Source organism: Methylosinus sp. LW3 (genome assembly GCF_000527115.1).
Taxonomy (GTDB): domain Bacteria; phylum Pseudomonadota; class Alphaproteobacteria; order Rhizobiales; family Beijerinckiaceae; genus Methylosinus.
Genome location: NZ_AZUO01000003.1, coordinates 58,182 through 76,152, shown reverse-complemented (window position 1 = coordinate 76,152; position 17,971 = coordinate 58,182). Strand labels below are relative to the sequence as shown.

At 61.3% G+C, this 17,971-nt stretch carries 20 protein-coding genes and 2 pseudogenes; 8 read left to right on the top strand and 14 right to left on the bottom strand.

Annotated features, from left to right (window positions below; all coding sequences use genetic code 11):
- Nucleotides 1–99 precede the first annotated feature (99 nt).
- Complete coding sequence (locus tag METLW3_RS0121815; protein ID WP_024881888.1) at nucleotides 100–708, top strand: hypothetical protein; 609 nt, start codon at nucleotides 100–102, stop codon at nucleotides 706–708.
- Between the two features lie 124 nt (nucleotides 709–832).
- Nucleotides 833–1,279: a hypothetical protein gene (locus tag METLW3_RS0121810; protein WP_024881887.1), complete on the top strand. Its 447-nt coding sequence runs from the start codon at nucleotides 833–835 to the stop codon at nucleotides 1,277–1,279.
- Nucleotides 1,280–1,443: 164 nt separating this feature from the next.
- Here METLW3_RS0121810 and METLW3_RS0121805 read toward each other — a convergent pair whose 3' ends face one another.
- From METLW3_RS0121805 to METLW3_RS26205, 7 genes are all read right to left on the bottom strand, one after another.
- Nucleotides 1,444–1,995, bottom strand: a complete 552-nt coding sequence (locus METLW3_RS0121805; protein WP_024881886.1) for a hypothetical protein — start codon at nucleotides 1,993–1,995, stop codon at nucleotides 1,444–1,446.
- Between the two features lie 19 nt (nucleotides 1,996–2,014).
- A complete protein-coding gene (locus METLW3_RS0121800; protein WP_024881885.1) occupies nucleotides 2,015–2,668 on the bottom strand; it encodes a hypothetical protein in 654 nt (217 codons plus the stop codon).
- A 6-nt stretch (nucleotides 2,669–2,674) separates the two neighbouring features.
- On the bottom strand, nucleotides 2,675–3,277 hold the full coding sequence (locus METLW3_RS0121795; protein ID WP_024881884.1) for a hypothetical protein: 603 nt from the start codon (nucleotides 3,275–3,277) through the stop codon (nucleotides 2,675–2,677).
- Between the two features lie 265 nt (nucleotides 3,278–3,542).
- Complete coding sequence (locus METLW3_RS0121790; protein ID WP_024881883.1) at nucleotides 3,543–4,211, bottom strand: hypothetical protein; 669 nt, start codon at nucleotides 4,209–4,211, stop codon at nucleotides 3,543–3,545.
- 97 nt (nucleotides 4,212–4,308) lie between these two features.
- Nucleotides 4,309–4,671, bottom strand: coding sequence for a hypothetical protein (locus tag METLW3_RS0121785; protein ID WP_198022838.1), 363 nt, complete (start codon nucleotides 4,669–4,671; stop codon nucleotides 4,309–4,311).
- Nucleotides 4,664–5,104 carry a hypothetical protein gene (locus tag METLW3_RS0121780; protein WP_024881881.1) on the bottom strand — a complete coding sequence of 147 codons (441 nt, stop codon included), beginning with the start codon at nucleotides 5,102–5,104 and terminating at the stop codon, nucleotides 4,664–4,666. Before METLW3_RS0121780 ends, METLW3_RS0121785 begins: the two co-directional genes overlap by 8 nt.
- Before the next feature lie 182 nt (nucleotides 5,105–5,286).
- A complete protein-coding gene (locus METLW3_RS26205) occupies nucleotides 5,287–5,739 on the bottom strand; it encodes a LuxR C-terminal-related transcriptional regulator (RefSeq protein ID WP_083967284.1) in 453 nt (150 codons plus the stop codon).
- Nucleotides 5,740–5,971: 232 nt separating this feature from the next.
- On the opposite strand from METLW3_RS26205, the gene METLW3_RS26200 reads away from it, so the two are divergent.
- Together METLW3_RS26200 and METLW3_RS0121765 are read left to right on the top strand one after the other, a co-directional pair.
- Entirely contained in the window at nucleotides 5,972–7,078 is a 1,107-nt protein-coding gene (locus METLW3_RS26200; protein WP_036310100.1) for a histidine kinase, read from the top strand.
- Nucleotides 7,075–7,851 (top strand): LytTR family DNA-binding domain-containing protein, encoded by a 777-nt coding sequence (locus METLW3_RS0121765; RefSeq protein WP_024881878.1) that lies wholly within the window; start codon nucleotides 7,075–7,077, stop codon nucleotides 7,849–7,851. The genes METLW3_RS26200 and METLW3_RS0121765 overlap by 4 nt, the downstream gene beginning before the upstream one ends.
- A 27-nt stretch (nucleotides 7,852–7,878) precedes the next feature.
- On the opposite strand, the gene METLW3_RS0121760 is transcribed toward METLW3_RS0121765, so the two are convergent.
- The 3 genes from METLW3_RS0121760 to METLW3_RS0121750 are packed head-to-tail and all read right to left on the bottom strand — an operon-like array spanning nucleotide 7,879 to nucleotide 9,440.
- Nucleotides 7,879–8,619, bottom strand: a complete 741-nt coding sequence (locus METLW3_RS0121760) for an ankyrin repeat domain-containing protein (protein WP_198022836.1) — start codon at nucleotides 8,617–8,619, stop codon at nucleotides 7,879–7,881.
- On the bottom strand, nucleotides 8,616–9,062 hold the full coding sequence (locus tag METLW3_RS28505) for a hypothetical protein (RefSeq protein WP_157516641.1): 447 nt from the start codon (nucleotides 9,060–9,062) through the stop codon (nucleotides 8,616–8,618). Before METLW3_RS28505 ends, METLW3_RS0121760 begins: the two co-directional genes overlap by 4 nt.
- A gap of 36 nt (nucleotides 9,063–9,098) precedes the next feature.
- Nucleotides 9,099–9,440 (bottom strand): hypothetical protein, encoded by a 342-nt coding sequence (locus METLW3_RS0121750; RefSeq protein ID WP_024881875.1) that lies wholly within the window; start codon nucleotides 9,438–9,440, stop codon nucleotides 9,099–9,101.
- A gap of 40 nt (nucleotides 9,441–9,480) precedes the next feature.
- On the opposite strand from METLW3_RS0121750, the gene METLW3_RS28500 reads away from it, so the two are divergent.
- Nucleotides 9,481–10,263: a hypothetical protein gene (locus METLW3_RS28500; RefSeq protein WP_157516640.1), complete on the top strand. Its 783-nt coding sequence runs from the start codon at nucleotides 9,481–9,483 to the stop codon at nucleotides 10,261–10,263.
- A gap of 39 nt (nucleotides 10,264–10,302) precedes the next feature.
- On the opposite strand, the gene METLW3_RS0121740 is transcribed toward METLW3_RS28500, so the two are convergent.
- The 3 genes from METLW3_RS0121740 to METLW3_RS0121725 all read right to left on the bottom strand — a co-directional run bounded on the left by METLW3_RS0121740 (nucleotide 10,303) and on the right by METLW3_RS0121725 (nucleotide 12,445).
- Nucleotides 10,303–10,959 carry a hypothetical protein gene (locus METLW3_RS0121740; RefSeq protein ID WP_024881873.1) on the bottom strand — a complete coding sequence of 219 codons (657 nt, stop codon included), beginning with the start codon at nucleotides 10,957–10,959 and terminating at the stop codon, nucleotides 10,303–10,305.
- Nucleotides 10,960–11,062: 103 nt separating this feature from the next.
- Nucleotides 11,063–11,656 (bottom strand): hypothetical protein, encoded by a 594-nt coding sequence (locus METLW3_RS28495; RefSeq protein WP_134188249.1) that lies wholly within the window; start codon nucleotides 11,654–11,656, stop codon nucleotides 11,063–11,065.
- A 447-nt stretch (nucleotides 11,657–12,103) separates the two neighbouring features.
- The gene (locus METLW3_RS0121725) at nucleotides 12,104–12,445 is read right to left on the bottom strand and encodes a hypothetical protein (protein ID WP_024881870.1); all 342 of its coding nucleotides are present in this window, start codon (nucleotides 12,443–12,445) and stop codon (nucleotides 12,104–12,106) included.
- A 49-nt stretch (nucleotides 12,446–12,494) separates the two neighbouring features.
- On the opposite strand from METLW3_RS0121725, the pseudogene METLW3_RS26195 reads away from it, so the two are divergent.
- The 3 genes and pseudogenes from METLW3_RS26195 (at nucleotide 12,495) to METLW3_RS0121705 (ending at nucleotide 17,301) form a co-directional block, all read left to right on the top strand.
- A pseudogene (locus METLW3_RS26195) lies at nucleotides 12,495–14,123 on the top strand (ISL3 family transposase).
- Between the two features lie 29 nt (nucleotides 14,124–14,152).
- A pseudogene (locus METLW3_RS0121710) lies at nucleotides 14,153–14,746 on the top strand (PepSY-associated TM helix domain-containing protein); the annotation flags it as partial.
- A gap of 359 nt (nucleotides 14,747–15,105) precedes the next feature.
- The gene (locus METLW3_RS0121705) at nucleotides 15,106–17,301 is read left to right on the top strand and encodes a TonB-dependent receptor (RefSeq protein ID WP_024881867.1); all 2,196 of its coding nucleotides are present in this window, start codon (nucleotides 15,106–15,108) and stop codon (nucleotides 17,299–17,301) included.
- A 145-nt stretch (nucleotides 17,302–17,446) separates the two neighbouring features.
- On the opposite strand, the gene METLW3_RS0121700 is transcribed toward METLW3_RS0121705, so the two are convergent.
- Nucleotides 17,447–17,971, bottom strand: a complete 525-nt coding sequence (locus tag METLW3_RS0121700) for a hypothetical protein (protein ID WP_024881866.1) — start codon at nucleotides 17,969–17,971, stop codon at nucleotides 17,447–17,449.

Below are 17,971 nucleotides of genomic sequence, written 5' to 3'. Positions count from 1 at the left end.
GCAGGACCAGGCGGCTGCGATAAAGCAGCTCGCGACTATCTCACCGAATATTGTACGGAAATCGCGCCGGAGGATCAGGTCAGCAACAAGGGGGAAGCCTTGTCCGACGCGGTCGCCATTCTCCAGCAGGACCGCTTCAATGTCCATGTAAGAGGTCTGCGCCGAAAGGGCGACAGCGTCGACGCTTATTTTGCGGGGACGACGCACTGCGTCGAGATCGCCGGCGCCATGTTGACGATCGACAAGGAAACGAGCGCGGCCATCGTCGACGGCAATCCGTCGCTGCTGCTGGACGTCTACCGCCACAAGAGCAACGGACGGTTGGAATTCTCTGTCGGAGTCTCGGACGAGGCCCCGCCCGAGGGAATTGATGCTGCGGAAACGCTGCGCCCGTTGCACGAGATTCCCCTGCAATATCACGGAAAATGGGCCTATTCGGCCCATAATTGCGCCGGGGGAGAAACGACCGCCGTGCTCGCAATCGATTCCAAAGGTCTGCATCAGTCGGAAGGGGAAATGATCGCTCTCGGGGTTCTCCCTATGGGGAGCTCGCGCCGCACGATTATTTTCAACACTCGAAATTCGGGCGGCGGAGGAAAGTGGGATTCTACGGAAGAGCTCACCCTTTCGTCCGATAGCGCCGTTCTCGAATGGCGGACGGTGCGGCCCTATCCGTCGGCGGTCTCGCGATTGGTCCGCTGTCGATAGAGCAGCGTATGAAGCAGCGCCACAAGTGGAAAAGTCTCTTGGGAGACACGGGATGATATCGACACGAAAACTTTTTCTATGCCGCTTTGTCGTCGGCGTCTTCAGCCTTGCGGCCGGGGGCGCAATGGCGGCCGGGCGCGATACCGTTCGCATGCCGCATTTCACGGCGCGACTGGTCGATGTCCATGAGGTCCCCGGCAAGGGAGTCGAATGGCTCGAGATCGAGTTCGCTTCCGGCGCGATCTCGCAGGTGGAGACGGCGCTGATCCGCATCGATCCATGGACCTGCGAGCGATCCGCGTATCTGTCCGACGCCAGGGCCCGCAGGTTCGTGGCGAAGCGCTGTGTCCCGGGAGGCGGCGCCACGAGCGCTTCGAAGGGTTGGGACGTCAAGCTCGACGCCGACGGACGGCAGACCTACCGAATTCCCATCGCTCTTTCTCCCGAGGCGGCGCCCGAGCCGCCATTCGATATCGAGGTCCCCATAAGTTACGCCTTGAGCGGCGAGGAAGATGCGCCTCCGAAGGAAACGGCCGCGGTGCTGGCGTTTCGCTGGGCGGGCCGGCAATGAGAAACGCCGGCGCAGGCGCTTGCACGCTGCTGCCGGCCTCTATCCGATTCAGCCAGCCGCTTCCGTCAGCCGGCGCGTATGGGCGCAGTGGCGGATATTGTCCCGCTCCGAGAAGCGAGGCGCGACCCTCCGAAGTTCTCCCGTCGTCTTGGGCATGAGACGGTTCATTTGCAAAGTTTCAATGTGACGCGCTCACGGCCGGCTTCCTCGATCACGAGCGTTTTCCTCTCGTCCGAGAGGCTGAGCTGGTAGATATGGCTTTCGCTTTGCCGAAGCGGGCGCAGTTCGACGAGCATCTCGGCGGCGTTCCGCTCCCTCTCGGACGAAATGACGATTTTGCGCTTCTCGGCCAGAGCGGCTTCTACGTCTCGCGGCGTCAAAGTCTCTGGCGTTCGGACATAAGCGCTGGCGACGACGAGCGGGCCGGATTTGGTGGAGATGCGATCGGCGGCGATCCAGACGAATCCGTTGGGGGTCCGGTCCGGGAACGAGGATGAGCGCTGCGCCTCGCCACAGATTTCCGGACGCATGGCCCAGGCGCCGAGGAAGCCAGGCAAGATACCGGCCGCATCCAGAGGCGCATAGGCTTTGCGCGCGCCCCAGGCGCCGGCGACCACTACGCCGCTTTCGTCCACAGTCACGCTGGACGATGCGGCGTAAGCGGGTGAGGCCGTCATGAGGACGACGACGAGAAATTGCTTCAGCCTATCCGACATCGAGATACTCCTTCCGTGCTCACGGCGCGGCGCAGGGAAGCTTGGGCATCAGGTGGAGACCACTGGCCCCAAGAGCGCGCGTATCGAAGACGACCCTTGGCGTCTCGACGCGGATCTGCGACGCTTCCGTGAAGCTCTTGACCTGTTCGCGCGTCAGACGCCCGGTTTCCAATGTGCCCCAGGCTGTCGCTCGAATGGGAACGCGCTTAAACTCCTTGTCTATTTCGTCAAAAAGGATGGCCGTGCCCGGCGCGCCGAAGTAATACGCCTTGTTCTTCATATTGGCGGTTTCCTCCTCGCCCGAAGCGTCGGAGCCTAACGGCGCGAGCTCTACGAGGAATCGCCAAACGCTCTTTCCGGGGTCGATGCTGTCGCAGCCGAGCGCAAAATTGGGCGTCAGGTCAGTCGGGCCGGATTTATGTTTCGCATTGGGAAAATAGAAACGGACGCCGCCACCCCAGGCGCGCTCATCCATAATCCATTCCGACCGAGTGCTCGAGTCGATGACTTCGAGTTTCTCCCGAGGAGCGGCTTCGACGGGCAGCGACGCGAGAATCCACAGAACTGCGATGGTGACGACGAGCGCTTGGGCGACGCAGCGCGCGGCGCGCTCTGCTTCTGACATTTTCTGACCCTGACCTTTGAGAGAGAAGGAGCGGATGCCGATCGACACGCGAGCTCACCGCGTCGCGCAGGGAAGCTTCGAATTGCCGTCGATCGTCGCTTTCAGCGCCGACGTTGCGGATTCGAAAAAAATCCGCGGCGTTTCGGCGCGGATCGCCGATGCGTTCAGGATAGCTTGGACATCGTCTTGCGTCAGAGCAGCGGTTTCGAGCGAGCCGTTCCTCGGCGTAAGCGGAGTGCGCCTTATCTCCTTGTCCACCTCGTCCAGGAGAACGAGCATCCCCGGCGCGCCGAAGTAATATTTCATGCCTTTCTCGTGGGCGATCTCGTCCTTGCTCGTGATGCCCGATCCGGGCGGTGTGGCTCCCACGCGGAAGCGCCAGTAGCTCTTTGTCGGATCCTGGTCGGCGCAACCAAAAGAAAATTCCGGCGCTCCTCCGGCGAGAAAATTCAGGGAAGGCGCGCCCGCTTCCTGGCTTTGTTTCAGATCGAACACAAAGCGAGCGCCGCCGCCCCAGTCAAAGGCCTCGATCCAATTCGCCCGAGGATTGCGATCGACGGCTCTGAGCGGCGCCGGAGAGGCGGCCATCGCGGGAAGCGCCACGAGCATTTGAAGAGCGACCATGGTGGCGAGAAGGGAGTTGGCGCCGATTGGCATGGAAGGCGTCTTTCTGGGCATTTTGTGTCCTCGATGAATGAGCGAGCGGATAGTGTTCGCCCGATGAGCAAAAGAGAACGGCGGCGTGGCGGGTGGACTCATCGCCGTGTCGGCCGCCGAGGGGCGGCCTCTACCGAGAGCGATGCGAGACTCCGAGCCCTGTGTTCGTGACGACACACGCTCTGGCGACGCCGTGCGCTTTGCTTTTGACATTTTACGCCCCTGACTTTCCAGAGAGAGGGGGGACGCCGATCGACACACGAGCTCACCGCGCGGCGCAGGGAAGCTTCGGATTACCGTCGATCATCGCTTTCAGCGCCGAGGTTCCAGATTCGAAAAAAATCCGCGGCGTCTTGGCGCGGATCACGGACGCGTTCAGGATGGCTTGGACATCGTCTTGCGTCAGAGCGGCGGTTTCGAGCGCGTCGTCGCTCGGCGCAAGCGCAATGCGCTTTATCTCCTTGTCCGCCTCGCCCAGGAGAACGAGCATTCCCGGCGCGCCGAAGTAATATTTTATGCCCTTCTCATACGCGATCTCGTCCTTGCTCGTGATGCCAGATCCGGGCGGCGTGATTCCCACGCGAAAGCGCCAGTAGCTTTTCGCCGGATCCCGGTCGACGCAACCAAACGTAAATTCGGGGTCGCCTCCCGCGAGAAACTTCAGGGACGGCGCCCGGACTTTTGTTTCGAATTCGGTTCCGGCGAGAAAATCTCGGTGCGCCGCGTCCGCTGCTAGGCTCTGTTTCAGATTCAACACAAAGCGAGCGCCGCCGCCCCAGCTACGGTCCTCGATCCAATAATTCGACGGAGAGTCGCGATCGACGGCTCTGAACGGACCTGGCGACGCGGCCAATGCGGGAAGAGATGCGAGCGCGAGGACGGTGACTAGGCGAAAACCGGCGCCGGCTGGCAGGGAAGGCGTCTTTCTGGACATTTCGCGACCTCGAAGAATGAGTGAGCGGATAGCGTTCGCCCGATGAGCAAAGGAAAATGGCGGCGTGGCGGGGAAATTCATCGCCGTGTCAGCCGGTTCAGTCGAACGATGGCCGCTTACGTCGCCGCCATGAGTGAACCACGAGGACCAGCAGCCACAAGACGAACAATCCGGCGCCGATGGGCAGGGTGAAGATCATCAGCCAGCCGCCGACCGCCATATTGTAGAGGGTCTGTCCCGCGTCCGAACTGAGGATGAGGCAGGGGTGCGGATTGCCTTCATCAAGCGTGCAGCTGTTGGCGCTCGCGACGAGGCTCGCGGCGAAGAGAGAGAGCAGCGGCAAGAAGGCGAAGAAAGTGATCGCGACGAGCGCCAGTCCATAGCGCCAAGCCAGCCTATGCCGGCTCCCGCCGGGGAAGTCGATCATCGCGGTCACCATTTCCACATGCGCTTCAGTCATCGATCCCGTAGATGCTCGCGTCGTAAACGAGTCCAATCTCCGCTCCATCCGGCGCCTGGACACGTAGGGCGGTCCATTCCTCGCCCGCCTCCGGCCCGTTATCGATTTGCGAGACGTTGCCGAGTTGGAGCGGCCGGTATTGTCCGGCGGCCGCGGGTTCGCAGGCTTGTCCGGCGAGCGAGCGCAAAAGCGTGGCGCGCAACACTTTCGGCTTTTTCTCGTGCAGATGGGCCTTCTCGACGATAGAAACGACGAAAGTCGCCGCTTCGTAGCTCGGGCAGCGATAGCCGCGATGATAGTCTCCGTGCTTCTTGCCGCTCAGGGGGATCATCCCCTGGAAGCTTCCATGACTCGGATCGTCGATCCACTCTTGGAGCGCTTTTTTTGAATCCTGCGCAGACCCCGAGCCGAAGGTGAGGAGCAGGATGAGCAAGGCGCAACAATTTCGCATAGTTTTTGAAATCCCAAATCGTCGGATAAGGCATGGAGCCATCCGATCCTCGCGAAATCAATTACGCCGACGCACCGGTACGATGCGCGCATTGCTCCTGCGAGAGACGCGACAAATAATGTCCTATGACGCCTCGGGGCGAGGAACACGCTCGTCCGGCGCCGTCAATCGGATAGGGGCAGGACATGCGCATCGGCGGCGAGGGCGTCATTCAGCAAAGCGACGACAGCCTTGCGCGACGGGACGTTCAACTGTCTCAACAGTTGCGAGACATGATTGCGTACCGTGAAATGCGACAGCTTCAATCGCCGGCCGATCTCCTTGTTCGACAGGTCATGCATCAAGAGCCGCAGAATGTCGTGTTGTCGCTCGGTCAGCGTGGACAGCCCGTGTGTGAGGCGCGAGTCTTGCGCGCGGGTCACTTCGCGCCGCGCATACAGCACGCTGCCCTCCGGCAGCATGTGACGCACCCGAGCGAGAAAATCGTCCGCGTCTTTCGTCCGCACCGCGAACAAAACGATGCTCGCTGTCGCACTGTGCTCGATAATCGCGGGGCCTCCTGAATGCCTGCTGCCCCGAAGGTTTGGCGCTATGTCCGAAATGTCGTATCTATCCATGTTGAAACTTCCCCGTGGTCCCTTTCGCAGCTTCGTAGCATCGCTGGAGCGCGGGCTCACTCGCCTTCCGGCGACGAGCGCGAGCGCGGCGACGAGCGGCGGCAAGAATCTGCGAACCGCTATTGTCGGGGGACGAACGGTATGCCGAAGACCGCTTTGCCGGCGTCCTATGAACGCCGACACGAGTCGATGAATGGAAAGGCCCTGTAGGTCGAAGAGGGAATGAAGGGTGATGAAGAGATCGTCTAACGCATGCGCAATCCGTCAGGCCACCATTCGCTTCGGCCTGATCTATTGGGGAGGCGCGTTCCTTTCATCGGTTCTTCTTTGGATGCTTAAAATAACGGACTCTGTAGACTATACCCAGCGCGTCGTATATATTGTAGAAAAAATTGTTCGATATGGATCTGGATGGCTTATTACAGCCTTGATTTCGTATATTTTGTTTTGCTTAGATAGATGGGCGAGCCGTCGCGGGCCATCGGAAAGCTCCCTGCCGATTTTCGTCATTTCCTCCTTCTTGATCTCCCTAGCAGCAGCGCCGGTTTGGGCTGCATTGGGCTACGCCGCTCAAGCCGTCTACCCTTTGCCACAACTGGCTACCCACGACTGGAATAGTTTCATCAACGACACAGCCTTAGGTGCGGCGTTGTTTTTTGGCTGGTCCTGTCTGTTCGTTAGCCTCATCTTCAGTTTCGAACTCCATGACCGCGGACGTCGGCTAGCCGCTGCCCGTGAGGAAGCGCTATCCGCGCAAATGCGCGCGTTGCGATACCAGGTAAATCCGCATTTTCTCTTCAACACGCTGAACTCGATCGCTGGCCTGATCGAGGAGGGCTCCGCCACCCGCGCCGAGCGAATGGTCCTGTCGCTCTCCACATTCCTCCGCACGACCTTGTCGCTCGATCCCATGCATGACGTGTCTTTGGCGGATGAGCTGGCTCTTCAAGAAGAATATTTGGAAATAGAGCGGGAGCGCTTTTCCGACCGGATGGCGTTCAGCATCGACATGCCCGAGGACGTGCGCAGCGCGCTTGTGCCCAGCCTGATCCTGCAGCCGCTGATCGAGAACGCGATCAAGCACGGCGTCGGCGCCACTGTCGGCAAGGTCGAGATCGCGCTGCGCGCGCGCCGGGAAGCAGACAGGCTTCACCTCACGGTCGAGAACGACATGCCGATGGATGATGACGGCAAGAAGCCCGCCGGCATGGGAGTCGGATTGCGCAACGTCGCGGAACGCGTGCACGCCCGCTTTCAAGGCGACGGCTCGTTTTCATCCGGCCCGGTCGCGCCCGGCCGCTACCGGGCATCCATCGATCTCCCGTGGCGGCTCGCATGAGCGAGCTCACGATTCTCGTCGTCGATGATGAGCCGCTCGCGCGCCGCAGGCTCTTGCGTCTGCTCGCGAAGATGGAATGGGTCGGCCGGATCGAGGAAGCCGCCGACGCCCGGGAGGCTCGTCGCGCGGCTGAGCAAACGCAGCCCGACATTCTTCTGCTCGACATCCAAATGCCGGGCGGCAGCGGCTTCGACGTTTTGGAGAGCCTCGGACCGGAGCCGCCGGTCGTCGTTTTCGTCACCGCATTCGACCATCACGCCCTGCGCGCCTTCGAGGCCAACGCCGTCGATTACGTCACCAAGCCGATCGAGCCGGGACGCTTCGCTCGCGCCTTGGAGCGCGCGCGGATCGCCGCGGGCGCACGCCTTCAGGCCGACCGAGTCGCCGAATTGCAGGAAATGATCGCCTCCCTGAAGCGCACTCTGACCGAACAGCCGAAAAAGTCGACCGACTTCTGGGTGAAGGCGCGAGGCGAATATTTGCGCGTCACGCTGGACAATGTAATCCGCTTCCAGGCGGAGCGCGACTATGTGCGCATCCACGTTTCTGGCGCGGACTATCTCTTTCAGGAGAGCCTGTCCTCGCTCGAACGCCGTCTCGACGGCGAAGAGTTCCTACGTATCCATCGTGGAGCGATCGTGCGCCGCAGCGCCATCACGCGCATCAAGCAGGCGCCATTCGCGGCGCTGATCGTCGTTCTGAGCGACGGCTCGGAAGTGCGCGTGGGGCGAACCTATGCGCCGGCGATCCGCGCAAAGCTGATACGCACGTAGCCGAAGCCTCCCGGTGCGCAAACCCGTTCAGCGTTCGACGGGAACGTCGTTCTGCGCCATCCAGTCTATGATCTTCCGCCGCGCTTGCAATGCCTCTGGGTTGAGCAGACGTTCCGGCGTCATGAGGAGGTAGGTCTGGAAAGTCTTGCCCTGCCGGTTGCGCGCCGTCGCCGGGGCTCCTTGCTGCAACAATCTCAGAACGCGCGCAGAATCGTTGAGTTGCGCCGCAACATGCAGAATGGTATTGCCCATGTTGTCGGCATGGTTCATACGCGCCCCGGCTGCGAGCAACATTTCGAACTGCTGCTCCCGTTCCCCCATCAAGGCCGCCATCAAAGGCGTCCTGCCGGTCTGACCATTGCGGGCGTCAACGTCGACATGGCGCGCGAGGAGAAGACGCAGATATTCCAAGTCATTCGCCATGGCGGCGAAATGGATAGCCGTATCGCCGTCGATTCCAGGCTGCGCAGGATCGGCGCCGATATTCAGCAGCACTTGAAAGGCGAAGTGGCTCTTGTTGAGCATTGCCCATTGCAACAGCGTGACGTTCTTGTCGCCTCTCGCGCGCACATCCGCGCCAGCAGCCACGAACTCGGCGGCGCGTTTGCTATCCCGCTGAAAGGCCGCGTGGAGCAATGCGACAATCTTCGGATCGGAAAATATCTCCGCGGCGCTGGGCGCCGCGCCGCTCACCGCCGGATAAGCGAACGGACATGAGCCCAGAGCACCGATAAGGAGTTTCCGCCGCGATAGAGTCGTCTGCGTCATGGCGCAGACTTCTTCCAGGGCTCGAACGTGCTCAATGTGTAGCCTGTCTCTCCACTCATGTGGAGCATCGCGCCTTTGCATTCCTGAAGGCGGGTCTCGAAGCTGTGGCTCGTTTCGATCTTTCCGAGATCAGTCCGAACGCGCCCATGATGATACCATATGGTCGCCTGATAACGTACGTCGTTGGTCCCCGTCCTCTCTATGCCCGATGTTTCCAGCGAGGTCTCCCGGCTGGAGCCATCGGCCTCGACTGTCTTCTCGGCGATGCGTCGCTGGTCATCGGCATATTGGCGCTCGATCTCTGAGACGCATGCGCGATGCGAGGCGAACATCTGCGAAGATGGCGGGACTGGCAGCCTGCCGCTCGCATCTGCCGTCCACGACGCAAGAGAAATCGCAAGACCGAGAGCTTTTGCCAGCGATCGGAAACCCATCAATACCATAAACGTTGTTCCATCGACATGCGATCGCTCCGACTTTCAACGCGTCTCGCCGTAATAGGGGGACTCTCCGCCTCGCGAGTCGTTCGTGTGCTCTTTCAAATTCGCGCAAGCGCAAACCGCGTCGACGCAATTATTGGAAAGCTGCTTGCGAACGAAGGAGCAGTCCGGCTTCGAATGAGTCGTCTGCGTCTTGGTGGCGTTCTCATAGGCGTAGACGGCGGCCTTGGTGTCCAGAATTTCCATGAGCCTCAATCCGCTGTTTTGGCAGATCAGCCGCTCGATCGGCTTGCTTTGCCTTTGACAATCGAGGCAGGACGGCACGTCGCCGTAGAAATCCGACAGATAGCCGATAGCGCGCTTGACCTTGTCGACGTCCACGTTTGGGCAATCGACCGCAAGGGCGCGCCCCGTTACGCTCGTGAGAAACAAGATCAACAAGGACGCCAACAAAGCTGTTCGCATATCATCCTCCTTTGCGTTCGTGCTCCGAACCGCGACGAACTCATCGAAGTGGCTCGATGCGGGTGACGCAGGATCTCTTCGTCATATCGCTCCCGGGCGTGAACAGAGAGAAGGAAAAGAAAGTCTCTCCTGGGCTGCTTTTGCCGCCATCCTCATTGCGACCGGCGCGGACAAAAATCGGCCTGGGCTCGGCGAGAAGATTGATCCGGAAAAAGGCAGTGTGTTCGTCATCGGGCTGATCGCCATATCCGTCCGTCTTGCAATTGTCGGAAAGCAGAGTCACGGTCCCGGCGCTCAGCTGCTTTTGGAGAATTTCCTGATAATTGCCGCTCGGATAAAACTTCTGAAGCTCTATTCCGCGAGCCCCTTTGGCGCTGTGGAAAATGACGTCGATCGAGGCGTCGCCTTCATTGCCTCTTTTGCTCGTCGCGCTCGCGCCGATCCCGACCGGCAGATCGACGTCGCCAAATCCCCTCAGGCGCAACTGCCCCCGCAAATGGTAAGTCACGCTGAGGTCTTTCTCGGAGTCCTCGGGATAGGCGAAGCCCTTCCATTCGATGTTCGCAAGCGCGGCGATTTCTCTGTCCCGCTTGCCCTGCGCGAAGGCGAAGAGCAGCGTTTCGAGCGGGCTGCTCGCGGCGAGCGCCTCGACCGACGCATCGAGAGCCATCGCGAGAACGAAGGAAATTACGAAACGATATTTGCGGCAGGTAAGAGCCATGGCGTCCATCGGTTGTAAGAAATTCACTTCCGAGAAGCGACGATGCTCCCGGCGACGTTATTTTCCAGACGGAAAAAGCATGAAGCGCTCGCCTTTCAGTTGATCGCCCTCGGTCGGCATGAGACTGCGTCCGCCGTAAAGATCAACCGCGAACGAAGACAGCGCATAGCGGTCGGTATTGTGGAGGAAACGCCATGATCCCTGCTCCCCAGAGTCCTGACGGGCGCCCCAACGCTCATTGCTCGTAATCTCCAGGCTGTTCGGATCGATTTTCCCATTCGGAAGTCTGGTCACGACCTCGTATCCTATCGCCGTGGGCCTCTCCGCCAATTCGGATCCGACGTCGTCGGCCCAATGAAGCTCATATACAGGCTTTGCGAAGTGCATCAGCCGGTAGCCGTGGAGAGTCCGCCACAGAAGGAACACGCGCGTCCGAACGGCGTAAGTCTCGCAATAGAGATCATAGATGATCGTGGCGAATTTGCCGCTCTGCGAGACCACGATCATTCGGTCATCCTTGATGACGTATGTGTTTTCGGTATCGTCGCATCCGGCGTCGGTCTGTGAAATGACGAATTTGCGCGCGTCTAGTACCGTTGGAACGTCCGGCGGCAATTCCGCGCTGCAGGCCGAGGTTTGCGCGAAAAGGGCCAAGACGCAAAGACGCGTGGCAAACCGGGTGGAGATTTTGTACGTCTTGCGAGTTTCGACCATCTCGCCCCCGGTTTTCCAACATTGCTGCGACGAGGCGGGCGAGAATGCGCATGCTCATTCTCGCTCTAATCATGGCTCAGTCGCTCGACAGTCCGATCGCGAGTCATTTGCCACGCTTGCCGACACAGGCGCTCAACCACTTTCGCGCCGTCGAACCACTGTGCCACTTCCCGTGGATGACTTCCTGCCCCTGCAGCTCCACCGAATAATCCTGCGCGTCCTCGATCGAGCTGAGCAGCGCCTGTGTGGAGGGGACGGCGAATATGATCATTCCGATCTTTGCCGACCAGGGCAAGCTCGCATGAGATGCGCGAACTCTCTGGATTTGCCCGGACTGGGTGAGAGTAACCATCTCGGTGCGGATGTCAGCAGTCGGTGGGATCGCCCCGCCGAAAAAAGCGAGAAGCGTGCCTTTGGCGTCGCCCACCCAATCCATGATCAACACGCCGCCATTCGACTGGAGGAATGATGCGGTGCATATCCGGCGGGGATCGTTCGGCTGCGAGCGTGAGAATTTCCATACGCCTTGCTTCAATTCGCGCAAAACAGGATTGCTCTTCAAGAGGCGCTCCTCGTTTTCCCGCGCAACTTGTTTTTCCCATTCGAGAAGCGCGCGGAACTCATCGGCATTGAAAGGAGGAGGACCGGAATCTCCGCCCTTGCTCGGCCCACCGCCGCCATCGTCGACGTCGTACATGTGGAGGCAACCCGTCCAACCGGCGTTTTCTTGTCCGGGGACCATAGCGCCGCCCGGGATAAATCCTGGTGGGCAGGCGCCTTCGGCCGACGCGCGGTCGGCGCCATGAAGCGCAAACGCGAATAGCGAAAATAGGAGGCCGTGCGCAAATCGTAATTGCCTTGCCATTTCCGTTGCTGGTCTCCCTGCATCGCGCCATGAGGCGCCTTTGACGGCCCGTCGTTGTCGAAGATCGCCAAAACTACCGACCGCATCCGCTATGAAGGCGACCGAACTGCCGCGCCAAGCTAGGCGAGATGACGACGCTCACCAAGGGACAAGATGTACCAGTGCTTACGAACGGCGTCATTTCCGGGAATCGGGCGAGGCGCGCAATCTGACGCCATGAGCCAGCTACCACGCATGAGCACGCCGAGTGCTTGCCGAACGTCGTAGCGGCGCTCGCCTTCAGCGCTCGGGGCGGCGCAGGGTCGACAGGATCTCGCGGACGGCACTGACGATCGCCTCCGGCTTCTCGAGCGGAATGGCGTGGTCGCTGTCGACCCACACCTGACGGGCTCCAGGATTGAGGCGCAGAATGTCGACGCGCTTGGCGTTGCTGTCACGAGCGAGCTCGGAGGCTTCGCTCATCGGCTTGCTCGCGCTGAGAACCGTCACCGGCCTGCCGGTGAACGGCGGCAAAGCGAGAAGCGCGGCGCCGGTCGTCTGCAGTGCGTCCAGTTCTTCGTGCGCGACCGCTGGAGACGCCACGTCTACGGCGAGCTTGACCCAGCCCGGGGTCTTCCTCACTTCCTGTTGCGCCCTTGATCGACCCGGGGAGCGACCATAGCTTAGCTGTATGGAAAGGAAATCGATTTGGTCCCTCGGGCAGGGCGTAAACATTTTGGACGCCAGGCGGCTAGGCAGCGAGTGGCGGATTTCGGCGGCGGCCGTCCGGTCTGCTGTCTGTCCGGATTGTGGAAGGCGATCAACACGCCGTCACGGCTGGCATGTGCGCGTTCTGCAAGATCTGCCGGCGCAAGGCGCCCCTGTTGTTGTGACGCTTCGCCTCCAGCGCTGGCAGTGTCGAAACGAAGCCTGCGAACGTAAGACGTTCACTGCGCAACTGCCCGAGGTCGCGGCGCCTTGAGCGCGCCGCACCGAGCGGGCCGCCGAAATCATTTATCTTCTTGGCCATGGCGCCGGCGGGCGTCCGGGAGAGCGCTTGATCAAGCGAATGGGCATGCCGACGAGCGACGACACGATACTGCGCTGTCTCAAACGACGGGTAAGGGGGCGGCGCTCGGAGGAGACGACACGAGTCGTGGGCATCGATGATTGGGCGTGGCGCAAGGGGTCCACATACGGGACCATCGTGGTGGACCTGGAGCGGCGGGAAGTGCTCGATCTATTTCCAGAACGCGCCGCGGGCACGACTGCGGACTGGCTCGAGCAGCATCCCGGCGTCGAGATTATCAGCCGCGATCACTGCGGGTCGTTCGCCCAAGGGGCGGAGGAAGGCGCGCCGCAGGCGCGGCAAATCGCCGACCGTTTTCACATCCTGCAGAATCTGCGCGAGGCCATTCAGGCTCAACTCGGCCGCGCGGTCGGAATTTCGGTTCGTCCTTTGCTGCCGGCCGACGGTGAAGATGTCGCCAGCGTGAGAGACAAGCACGGCGGCGGCGAGCACCGCCGCCTCATCAGAGTGGCGAACGAGCGATCGAGGCAAGCGGTTTTCGATCGGGTCCGCGCTCTACACGAGGAAGGTAGAAATGTGATGGACATCGCTCGGCGAACGGGGTTCGATCGCCGCACGGTCATGAAATGGATCCGAGCCGATGCGCTTCCCGAAAGGAGCGCTGCCGCGCCAAAGACAACGTCACCAAGACATTTCGAAGATTATCTATCGCGCCGCTGGTCTGAAGGTTGCGTGCGCGGCCGTCGCCTTTTCCAAGAAATCAAAACGCGCGGTTATACAGGGAGTTTTTCAAACGTCGAGCGACTTTTCGCGAAATGGCGCAATCCGAAATGCAAGACGGTGAAGGGCACATCGGCTCTTCCGAGCCCGCGACCTGTCGATCCCGCGACCGGACGTTCGATCTCGCCGATTGTTACCGCGGCGCCCTGCATCAAGCCGCGCGGGCTGTTGACTGGCAATCAGGCTGCGAAAGTCGATGCAATGAAGAAGGACTGGCCAGAGTTCGCGACAATGCGTCGACTCGCCATGCGATTTCGTGGCATGCTTAAAAGCAAGAACGTCGGTAAGCTCGTCGCCTGGCTGAGAGACGCTCAGAAATCGGGCTTGTACGCGATGCAACGTTTCGCTCGCACGGCGCAGAGAGACATCGACGCGGTGAGAAATGCGATCACCGAGCCGCGGAGCAACGGCCCGACGGAAGGACAAATCAATCGCCTGAAAGCGCTCAAACGAACGATGTATGGTCGAGCGGGGCCAGAACTCCTTCGTGCGCGTTTGCTTCCCGTGTAGCGGCCACCGCAACAGGAAGTGAGGAAGAACCCTACCGGGTCAATTTCGATCTGCACCGCGCGAGCGGGCTCTGGTTATGGGCTATGCTGCTCGTCTTCGTCTGGTCGAGCGTGTTCTTCAATCTGAACGGGGTCTACACAGGAGTGACGAAGTTCTTCTTCGATTGTGCGCCGCCCCCATGGGCATGGCCCGCGTGGCCCAAGCGCGACGATGCGACGAAGCCGCTCGAATGGGAAGAGGCGCAGGCGATCGGCGTGAAGCTGATGGCCGAACAGGCGCGCGCACGCGGCTTCGAGGTGGAGCGCGCCGATGCGCTCTATTACAAGCTCGGCAAGGGCCTAATTCAATACCGCGTGCGATCGAGCCTGGATCTCGGCGACAGGCTGGGGATGACGTCCGTATTGTTCGACGCCTACACCGGCGACTTTGTCGCGCTGAGCCTGCCGACGGGCGACCGCAGCGGAGTCACGCTCACCTCCTGGCTCGCTGCGCTCCATATGGGCGCCGTGTTCGGCATGCCCTATCGCATTCTCGTCGGCGCTTTCGGCATGGCCGTCGTGATGCTGTCCGCGACTGGCGTCTATATTTGGTGGAAGAAGCGATCGTCATCCCTTCGGCGTTGACGCCGACGGCGACGATCGTCGTCGCCGACACGATGCGGCCATTCCAAAGACAGGGCCGGTCGCCCTCGAGCAGATCTGTTGCGCCGAGACGACGTCTTTGACTTTGCTTCGCAGCACGCGGCGCCGAGGACGGTGTTCTGTGGCAATGCAAATCGTGATGCGTCCTGTCGCTGCTTTTCGCGCTTTTAGATGATTTATGGATGTCGCACGCGCAATAGAGGTATCGATACTTACGAATATTTCCAATGAGACCAGGAGCGCGGTCCTCATTGGAATTGTTTCAGCAGCTGTATGCTTGTTTATCTTTCTCAACGACCGTAGTCGTCGGCCAAGAATTACAGCCGAGCGAGGTCGAACTCATGTCGCGCGTCACTCTCGAAGCATCCTCCACTGTCGCGTCGGCGCTCCTCGTGTCACTCGTCATGGGGGCCGCTCGCGCGCAGGAGGCGTTGCCGACCATCGACGTGGCGGCGCAACCAGTGGATATCGATGCAAGCCGCAAAGAACGACGGCCCATTGTCGGACCGCTCGGCCCTGCGCCCGCCGAGGCCAAGAGCCTGACGCAGATCACCCAGACGATCTCCGTCGTCGACCGGCAGCAGATCGAGCTCACCAATCCGACGGGCCTGCTCGAAATCCTCGCGCAGGCCCCTGGCGTCGCCATCGCCCGCGCTGGTGGTATCGGCGGACAGATCTATTTGCGCGGATTCAGCTCCAACACGATGCGTTCGCCGCTCTATGTCGACGGCGATCGGCTGCATGGCCGCAACACGCTGCAGCTCAATTATTTCGCGCCCGAAGAAATCGAGCAGGTCGAGGTGATCCGCGGGCCGGCCTCCGTGCTCTATGGCAGCGACGCTCTCACCGGGCTCGTCAATGTCGTCACGCGGCAGCCTTCCAGCAATGTCGATGGGCCGTTCCGATTCAGGCGCGGCGGCGCGTCATTCGGTTACGCAAGCGCGGCGACGGCGCTCAGCACCTATGAATGGGCGGAGGGCGCCGGCGACGGATTCTCGGTGAGGGGCGGCCTCGCGGGACGTAAAGGCCTCTCCTACGAGACGCCGTTGGGCGTGGCGCGCAACGGCGATTACCGCAGCATCGGCGGCGATTTCTCGCTCGGCTATTCGCCGACGCCGGATCAACGTTTTTCGGCGAGCTTTCGTGGCTATGTCGAGACCGACGGACGCGCGGGCGGCGTCGGCGGCGCGCCCGGATATCCGTATCTCAATGTGCGGCAGAGCCCTAACGAGCTGCTGATGGGCCGCCTCGCCTATTCGGGCGATTTCACCGGCGGCCTGATCTCCCATGTCGAAGCGTCCGCCTATGTGAATTATTTCGACACGCATCTCGCCACGATCAATACGACGAGCGCAAAGCAGACGGTGTTCTCGGACAGCCATGTGATCGGGCCGGTCGTCATCGGCGGACGCGTGCTCGCCGTGGCGCCCTGGTCGATCGACGGCTTCGGCTCGGTGGTGACGAAATTCGGCGGCGACGCTTTTTACGAGCGCCGCCCCGGCAGCCTCGGAACCTCCATCACCGCCACGCTCTCCAATGGCGTGGTGACGGCGCTGCGATATTCCCCGCTCACCCAATCCGTGCCGGAATCCTTCCAGACCAATGGCGGCATTTTCATGCTGCACGAATGGACGCCGTTCGAAGCGCTCACCGTCTCCGCCGGTGGCCGGTTCGACTATTTCAACACGCGCACACGTCTGTCGCCGCTCGCTTCGGCCGCGCTGCTGTCCGCCTATGTGGCCAACAGCGACACCGACCGGCTGGCGCCGACGGGCAGCATCGGCGCCGTGCTGCGCGTCGCGCCCGCCCTCGACGTCGTCGGCAACATATCGACGGCCTTCCGCCATCCGACCAACGCCGAGCTGTTCAATTCGACGGCGACCTCGCTGCCCAATCCAAATCTGCAGCCGGAGACCGGCGTGACCTATGAAGGCGGGCTTCGCCTCCATGTCGCGGAAGCGACCGCCAGCATCACCGGCTTCCACAGCGTCTATCACAATCTTCTGCAGACGCAGTCGGTCACCTATATGGGCGTGTCGACCTACACGCAGAGCCAGAACGTCGGCCGCGCCGAAATCGATGGCGTCGAATTCGAAGGACGCTGGCAAGCGACGCCAGAGCTCAATCTCTTCGGCAATTTCACCATGCTCGAGGGCACGAACACGACGACCGGGCGGCCTTTGCCCTCTATCGCGCCGTTCCGTGCGCGCTTCGGCGTGCAGGTCGCGCCGCCCGGCGCCGGCTATTCGCTGCAGGCCGTGCTCAACGCCGCCGCCGGCAAGACGCGCATCGACACGACGCAGGAATACAAGACGTCCGGCTATGTGGTGCTGAACCTCTATTCGAGCTTCGATCTCGGCGTGCTGATCTCGCCGAAGCTCGGCGACACGCGCCTCAGCATCGGCCTCGAGAATGTTTTCAATACGGCTTATGTCGACGCCGCGACTTTCGCCAATGTCTCCTACGGCCGCAGCGTGACCAATCCGCTGCTGGAGCCCGGGCGCAATTTCATCGTCAAGCTCACGCATAATTTCTGATGCGGCTTCCGCACGCTCGCCTCGCATGCGGAGGCGAGCGAGCCCGAGGCTCGCGCCAGCAAAAGCTCACCAGAGCGGCGGGCCGACCGAAAGAAGGCGAGCCATAGGCCCGCCTTCTTTGTCGTCCTCTCGATGTCCGAACCGATCACAAAGCCGCGTGCGGCGCCGCGTGATAGGCCTCTTCCGCCGGCAGGCTCATGAGGCGATCGGCCATGTCCTGCTTCAGCCATTCGAGCCGCTCTTTGTCTTCCGGCGTCGTTGCGCCACGACGCGCGAGCTCGATGAATTCGGCGCGCACGACGCCCGGACGCAGGGTGACATCGACGCTGGCGCCGCGATAGGCGAAGCGGAAGAAATAGCGCCCGCGCGGGCTCTCGACGACATCGGCGCCGCCGAGATCGAGATCGACCGTATAGCGCCCGCCGGTGACGGCGCGCGTCGCCATTTCGACCGCATCGCGGCCGCCGGGGCCCGGGAAGGCGGTGGCGATCGTCACCTCGTAGCGCTCCGGACGGCCGTCGGCGCAGAGCAGCGGAAAGGCGCGCTGCATCGCCTTGAAGCCATGCGCGGCCCCGCCGATGAAGCTGCGCCCGTGATATTTGAGAATATCCGCGAAGGAGATCGCAATCGGCTCGCCATGATCGAGCACCGTCAGAGAATCGTCGGTCAT

Coding starts and splice junctions, on each gene's coding strand:
- METLW3_RS0121810 (WP_024881887.1), top strand. CDS start 833: ATGGCGGCCGGGCGCGATACCGTTCGCATGCCGCATTTCACGGCGCGA.
- METLW3_RS0121805 (WP_024881886.1), bottom strand. CDS start 1,995: ATGTCGGATAGGCTGAAGCAATTTCTCGTCGTCGTCCTCATGACGGCC.
- METLW3_RS0121795 (WP_024881884.1), bottom strand. CDS start 3,277: ATGCCAATCGGCGCCAACTCCCTTCTCGCCACCATGGTCGCTCTTCAA.
- METLW3_RS0121790 (WP_024881883.1), bottom strand. CDS start 4,211: ATGTCCAGAAAGACGCCTTCCCTGCCAGCCGGCGCCGGTTTTCGCCTA.
- METLW3_RS0121785 (WP_198022838.1), bottom strand. CDS start 4,671: ATGACTGAAGCGCATGTGGAAATGGTGACCGCGATGATCGACTTCCCC.
- METLW3_RS26205 (WP_083967284.1), bottom strand. CDS start 5,739: ATGGATAGATACGACATTTCGGACATAGCGCCAAACCTTCGGGGCAGC.
- METLW3_RS26200 (WP_036310100.1), top strand. CDS start 5,972: ATGAAGAGATCGTCTAACGCATGCGCAATCCGTCAGGCCACCATTCGC.
- METLW3_RS0121765 (WP_024881878.1), top strand. CDS start 7,075: ATGAGCGAGCTCACGATTCTCGTCGTCGATGATGAGCCGCTCGCGCGC.
- METLW3_RS0121760 (WP_198022836.1), bottom strand. CDS start 8,619: ATGACGCAGACGACTCTATCGCGGCGGAAACTCCTTATCGGTGCTCTG.
- METLW3_RS28505 (WP_157516641.1), bottom strand. CDS start 9,062: ATGGTATTGATGGGTTTCCGATCGCTGGCAAAAGCTCTCGGTCTTGCG.
- METLW3_RS0121740 (WP_024881873.1), bottom strand. CDS start 10,959: ATGGTCGAAACTCGCAAGACGTACAAAATCTCCACCCGGTTTGCCACG.
- METLW3_RS28495 (WP_134188249.1), bottom strand. CDS start 11,656: ATGTACGACGTCGACGATGGCGGCGGTGGGCCGAGCAAGGGCGGAGAT.
- METLW3_RS0121705 (WP_024881867.1), top strand. CDS start 15,106: ATGTCGCGCGTCACTCTCGAAGCATCCTCCACTGTCGCGTCGGCGCTC.
- METLW3_RS0121700 (WP_024881866.1), bottom strand. CDS start 17,971: ATGACCGACGATTCTCTGACGGTGCTCGATCATGGCGAGCCGATTGCG.